This is a genomic window from Kineobactrum sediminis (assembly GCF_002868715.1).
In the GTDB taxonomy this organism is placed as follows: domain Bacteria; phylum Pseudomonadota; class Gammaproteobacteria; order Pseudomonadales; family Halieaceae; genus Kineobactrum; species Kineobactrum sediminis.
In genome coordinates this window covers 24508-30507 of record NZ_PKLZ01000019.1, presented here as the reverse complement: position 1 = coordinate 30507, position 6000 = coordinate 24508, and the positions used below count along the sequence as shown (strand labels likewise).

Sequence of the window (6000 nt, the reverse complement as noted above, 5' to 3'; positions counted from 1 at the left end):
CGATTACATTGAGCGTTTTCATAATCCACGAAAGCGGCGTAGAGTAGCCAAGCGTGATCTTGCGTATTTAGCCGTTTTAGAACCGTCCGTTGAAGCGGGGTAGAACCCGACTGATGCCGCCCAATGCGCAATCCGTAGCACAAGTCAGTAGAGATCTCGGTGTCTCTGACGTCACCCTGTATAATTGGCGTAATCAATACCGTGACCGAGGTAACGCCGTGCCTGCAGACCCATCAAACCCCGAGAACTGGAGCGGCAAGAACAAGCTCGCAGTTGTCATTGAGACCGCAGCCCTCAACGAGGAAGAGCTCTCCGCGTACTGCCGAGAGAAAGGGCTGTATGTCGAGCAGGTACGGCGCTGCCGATCAGCAGCTGAAACCGATGCCGATGTAGAGCGACCGCTAACGGCGGCGGAACGCCGGGAGGGAGGTAAACAATAACACCGGCCATAGACGATGCGGAATGAAGAAAGTACCAGAAAACCAGCAGTGGCCATGGGAGCAATGCTAAACAATGTGTTCGTCTATCTCTTCATAAAAAACGCCCGGAAAAGAGGTTCGAACTTCCTACTTCCTTCAACTGAAAGATGGTCGGCGTCAAAGTAATAAGAAGTGATATTGTCACCAACAGGGCAATATAGATCATTACAAAATATACCTTCAAATTCCAAAATCGATGCGCTATTCCTCTCAAATAAGACCCGAACATAACTTTGTAGCGAAATGTGTTCTGTCTTGGAAACCGAAAAGATAGCAACATCCCGATCTGGGAAACGACTAGACCGCGCATATATATTCAGAGGATGGCTGATTTGCTGGGGAACTTGTGGAACGATAACTACCGTGACACCTAAATCGGAGTAAGACTTCAGTGTTTTGACCAACCCATCCTCAAAAGCAAGGCGACTTTCATCTTTACTCCTGACACCATCTTTGCTTGTGCTAATGTACGAGAAGTTATTGCCACGGTAACCCCCATCTGTATAGTAAGTCCACCTAGCCACAAGAAACACAAGCGGTATCTTCTGGTCCTTCACATATCTATAAACTCTTTGATTTAACTCATAGCAATTATTGGATGCCTGGTCACTTCTCAGAGCATGAATTCCAAGAAACGGCGTACAGCCAGACGTGCCAATAAAGGCGCCGCTAATATCCAATTCCTTTGCGACATTATCGTAAGCTGGCAATACGCTCAATGCGTGGCTATCTCCGAAGACCACAAAATCCTTGGGCTTGCTCTCCAAGCCCAAAGTACAATACCAGTCTTTGATCTGATGTATTCCCGCTTTTCCAAAACACTCGTCTAGCCGGTTCGTACGTTTAACAGAATCGTAAACGGATGTAGGAATGCTGAAGCGCTCACGAACCCCGTCGTAGCTATGTCCCGCAAAGCCGACACAGGCAAAGAAAAGTGTTCCCAAGAGTGCGCCATAAAAAATCTGAGTCCTAGTAAAAACTTCTCGTTTTCTAAAAGGAGCTTCAACAAAACGCCAACTAAGATAGGCGAAAACGAGAGCGAAGATAGACAGAGCCACTAGGAGGGCCTCACTAGGTTCCTCTAAACTTCGGTGTTTAGCAAAAGCAAACAGTGGTTGGTGCCAGAGATATGCGCTGTAACTTATCAATCCTACGCTAACAAAAGCTCTATTGCCTACAAACCTACCAACGGTGGTTTGTTGAGTGGCAAACAAGATAATAAGAACAGTACCAACGGTCGGTGCTAGCGCATAGACGCCCGGGAAGGGGGTGGCCTCGCTATACGCAAAAACAGCATAGAATATTAATGCTACACCTAGCCATCCCGCGATTTCTCCGGCTTTTTTTTTAAATTCCTTGCGACCATCTTTGGATAAATAGAATGCGGCGAACGAACCTATTAGTAACTCCCAGCCGCGTGTCGGAAGGATGAAAAAGGCAGCAGACGGATCAGCAAGCGAGGCCCATTGTGCCAGGGCGAAACTAGCAACAAACACGGCAGACAATAAAGTTAATATCGAGCGTCTGCCAAGCGGCCAACACAGCATAAGAAATAGCGGAAACAGCACGTAGTACTGCTCCTCAACCGCCAAGCTCCAGGTGTGTAATAATGGCTTAAGTTCGGCAGCAGCCTCAAAGTATCCGCTCTCATGCCAGAACAGGATGTTGGATGCGAACAACGAAACCGCCAATAGACTTTGCGAAAAGTCCTTCATATCACTTGGCAGCAGCCAGAGCCAAGCGAAAGGGATGCAGACAAGCATTACAAAAAACAATGCCGGCAGAATACGCCTGGCACGTCGTTCGTAGAAAGTAACAATTGAAAATTTGTCTTGTTCTAACTCACTAAGAATGATGGTGGTAATCAAATACCCGCTGATGACAAAAAACACATCCACACCGACAAAGCCGCCACTAAACATTTCAAAGCCAGCGTGGAACAGGATGACAGGCAATACAGCAAGTGCCCGAAGTCCGTCGATTTCTCGTCTATAATCCATAGTCTCGCTGTTTGCTTGGGGGGCTTGTTGTGTGCCGAAGGTCTATTTTATATGGCACTTGCCAAGCCGTAGCCCGAGGCAAGAACATCGAAACGGGGCAGAATTATATCCAAGACTTGCGACAATTAGCAAACTAAATAGCACAATATTGAGGGGCGTCGGCGGCAGCCAAACGAGGCCGCGCAATCATGTGAAAACTCATGACTGAGAAAAGAGGGTTACGTAAGCATCGCCTTTCTGGGCCTATCCTTCTGCTTATTGACAGATACGAAGGGGTTTGGTTATGTAAGCGGTCATTCCAAGGCGTAGTTGCCAGCGTGACTATTTTGCCTTTGGCGGCACCAACGCACGGACGGCGGTGACGATTTCTCGCAGGTCACCGTCACTCATTTGTTTATAGTCATCAAAGCTATTGATGGTGTACTTGGCAAATACCGAGTTCACTTTGCCGAACGCCGCCAACGCCTTGTGGCGGTGCTTGGATTGCAGTCCTTCCAACGCGAGCCCCGCACATGCCTGGTTGACCTTGCGTGCTTTTTCCCACAACGCCAGGCTGCTGTCGGCTGCAATCGCGTTCACAGTCTTGGCACTCTCGCGCCATTGCCGGTAGGCCGCTTCATCTGCCATGCGTCAACGTCTCCAGATCCGAGCGCAGGGGATTGTCCGCGAAGATTGTTTTCCACAACCTTGGCGTCAGCTCCTCCACCCGGGAGGCCGGGTGCGTCCCGACCCGCTGCAATACATCGACCAGGTACTCGTAGGGATTTACGCCGTGCAGCCGGCAGGTCACCAGCAGACTCTGGATAATCCCCACCTGCTCGGCGCCGATTTCGGTCCAGCTAAACAGCCAGTTACGGCGTCCCATGGGTATGACGCGTAGAACCCGCTCCAGGTGATTGGTGTCCGGTGGCACCTCGGGGTCGCTCCGGAACACCTTCAGGGCTGCTCCCGCAGATAGGCTTCATGCTCATAGAGTCGCCCGACGTAGGCCAACGCCTCGGCCACCGCTTCCGGTTCGGCTTCCTTGGCTTCCTCAAACCCACGACGGCAATGCACCCAGCACTGCGCGTGAGTAAGCGTCTGATTGTGTTTGCTGAACTTCTCATACGCCCCATAGCCATCCGTCACCAGCGTGCCGTTAAAGTCCCCCAGCTGATCCAGGATATGCTGCATGCCGCGTGATCGCGAGAAGGTAAAACAGATTTCGTCCTGTTCGCCGTAAATGGGCCAGAAGTAGGCAAGATTCATCTTCCCTTTCTTCCGGCGGCCTGCCTTGATCGGCGTCTCGTCCATCGCAAGGAACCGGCTGTGCAGCAGCTGGCGTAGCTGGGCGTGGTAAATGGGTGTCAGTAGTTCAATACTGCGCCGGGTCAGGTTGGTCAGAGTACTGCGAGCCACCTTGATCCCGTTGTGCTCCGCTGATGCTGGCGGTAGAGGGGTAGATGATACAGGAACTTGTTCAAGAGCATCCCGGCCAGGAAGCTGACATCGGCAACGCTTCTCTCCAGGACATTGGCCAGCGCCGGGGTGGTGATCAGTTGCTGGCTGGACTTCTTCTTGAGTACCGGACGGGTGTATTTCAACACCACCTGGCTGCCAGGACGTTCCGCCAGGCGGTAGCTGACCTTGAAGCTGATGATTGTGTAATCATCGGCATCCGGACCATCCAGCTCCGGCGCCGAGAGCGCAATCTCCTCGACCGGCACACTGTCATCAAATTGCAGACCGCTGTCATCGGGCGAACCGTCCAGCGCGTTCTTTTTTGCCTTGCCTCGCTGATAGGTGATGGTTTCCGTGTCTGGCGCCCGACGCGCCGGTGTATCGGGCAGGTCCTTGAGCAGGTCGGCAATGGTGTGTTGGTGAGGGTTGTCTGTCATGTCCCGCTTTTCGGACTTCTCGCAAAACAGCTGGCGTTTGAACCAGTTCAACTGGTGTTCCAGTGCCTGGATCCGGGTGTCCTTCTGATCCATGAGACTGCGCATCTCAGTGAGCACACCCCGCAGGTTGTGCTCATCTGAAGTCGCATGATCGCGAGTTGCGGGGGCCGTTTCCATGGCCATGGATTATACCTGATCAGATAGCTTGCGGGTGAGAATGCCGCTTTCTTTGTAGCGTATTTCTGAGTTCGATACCCTCGATGATCAGCTTGAGTTGCGTCCAGTTCAGCGCCTGCTTTTCTCCGGCGGACCGGTTGTAGTTGAAGCGCCCCTCCTCAAGACGTTTCGCCCAGATACAATAACCGCTGCGATCAAAATACAGAATCTTGAGCTGTGTCTGGCGACGATTGATGAAGACAAATAGGTGGCCGCTGAGCGGGTCTTCCCCCATCACGTTCTTCGCCATCGCCGCCAGGCCGTTGAAGGATCGGCGCATATCCGTGGGCTTGGCATACAGCCAGATCCTGACCTGGGATTCCGGGAAGAACATCAGCCGGTGCGAACGCGCAGAACGACGCAGGCACCCAGCTCGAGTTCTACCTGACAGCGCGGGTGTTCCTCAGCAGCAATACGCGGGGCGGGCGCCGAACCGACGGGCTGTGTAATATCAAATGAAGTCTTCAGCCGAAGCTTCTGTAGTCAGTGTCTTCTGCCAACGACTGAGACAACTGATGGCAATGCCGAGGTGTTTACAGAAGGCTGTCTTGGTAAGGCCGCTGGTGTTGAAGTCCTCGACGAGCGCTTTCTTCTGAGCCTGTGAGCGTTTGATTCGCGAGTTTGGTTCTGGCGCTACGTGAGAAAAGGTATTGTGAATTGACGTGGTCATGAGTGTCCTCCTGTGGTCGACCAGGTAGTGCCGGTGAGTTCCACCAAGGCCGCGGAGATGACCAAACTACTGGAAAACATCCACCGCGCGGTCAACATCGGCCTGGTCAACGAGCTGAAAATAGTCGCCGGCCGTATGGGCATCGACATCTTCGAGGTGATTGAGGTCGCCACCAAGCCCTTCGGCTTCACTGCCTACTATCCCCGCCCGGGCGTGGGCGGGCACTGTATTCCCATCGATCCGTTCTACCTCACCTGGCAGGCCCACGAGTACGGTCTGCACACCCGTTTCATCGAGCTGGCCGGGGAGGTCAACAGTGCCATGCCCGACTACGTCGTCGGCAAGCTGGTCGAGGGTCTCAATGACCACAGCAAGGCCCTGCGCGGTAGCCGCGTGTTGGTACTGGGGGTCGCCTACAAGAAGAACGTTGACGACATGCGCGAATCCCCCTCCGCCATGATCATGGAGTTGATCCAGCAAAAGGGCGGGGATGTGGCCTACAGCGACCCCCATGTGCCGGTCTTCCCCCCGATGCGTCGCTATCGCTTTGATTTACAGAGTGTGGCCTTGACGGCTGAGAGCCTGGCGGCGTTTGACGCTGTGGTGGTCGCCACCAACCATGATGCGTTTGACTATGCGCTCATCCGGGAGCACGCCCGGCTAATTGTGGATACGAGGGGGGTGTATCGGGAGGGGGCGGGGCATATTGTGCGGGCGTGAGATTGGGGCCTGCTTGCTGACAATCTGTTTACAGATGG

At 53.2% G+C, this 6000-nt stretch carries 5 protein-coding genes and 2 pseudogenes; 2 read left to right on the top strand and 5 right to left on the bottom strand.

Annotated features, from left to right (window positions below; genetic code table 11):
* Window positions 1-113 precede the first annotated feature (113 nt).
* On the top strand, window positions 114-440 hold the full coding sequence (locus CWI75_RS18770) for a transposase (RefSeq protein ID WP_101522922.1): 327 nt from the start codon (window positions 114-116) through the stop codon (window positions 438-440).
* Between the two features lie 83 nt (window positions 441-523).
* On the opposite strand, the gene CWI75_RS18030 is transcribed toward CWI75_RS18770, so the two are convergent.
* The 5 genes and pseudogenes from CWI75_RS18030 to tnpA form a co-directional block, all read right to left on the bottom strand.
* Window positions 524-2479 carry an acyltransferase family protein gene (locus tag CWI75_RS18030; protein ID WP_101522921.1) on the bottom strand — a complete coding sequence of 652 codons (1956 nt, stop codon included), beginning with the start codon at window positions 2477-2479 and terminating at the stop codon, window positions 524-526.
* A 321-nt stretch (window positions 2480-2800) separates the two neighbouring features.
* Window positions 2801-3106, bottom strand: a complete 306-nt coding sequence (locus CWI75_RS18025; RefSeq protein WP_101522920.1) for a hypothetical protein — start codon at window positions 3104-3106, stop codon at window positions 2801-2803.
* Window positions 3096-4533: pseudogene (gene tnpC, locus CWI75_RS18980) on the bottom strand (IS66 family transposase). Before tnpC ends, CWI75_RS18025 begins: the two are co-directional and overlap by 11 nt.
* 19 nt (window positions 4534-4552) lie before the next feature.
* Window positions 4553-4906, bottom strand: a complete 354-nt coding sequence (gene tnpB, locus CWI75_RS18015; RefSeq protein ID WP_101522919.1) for an IS66 family insertion sequence element accessory protein TnpB — start codon at window positions 4904-4906, stop codon at window positions 4553-4555.
* 117 nt (window positions 4907-5023) lie between these two features.
* On the bottom strand, window positions 5024-5242 hold the full coding sequence (gene tnpA, locus CWI75_RS18010; RefSeq protein ID WP_101522918.1) for an IS66 family insertion sequence element accessory protein TnpA: 219 nt from the start codon (window positions 5240-5242) through the stop codon (window positions 5024-5026).
* A gap of 15 nt (window positions 5243-5257) precedes the next feature.
* On the opposite strand from tnpA, the pseudogene CWI75_RS18005 reads away from it, so the two are divergent.
* A pseudogene (locus CWI75_RS18005) lies at window positions 5258-5962 on the top strand (nucleotide sugar dehydrogenase); the annotation flags it as partial.
* Window positions 5963-6000: the final 38 nt, after the last annotated feature.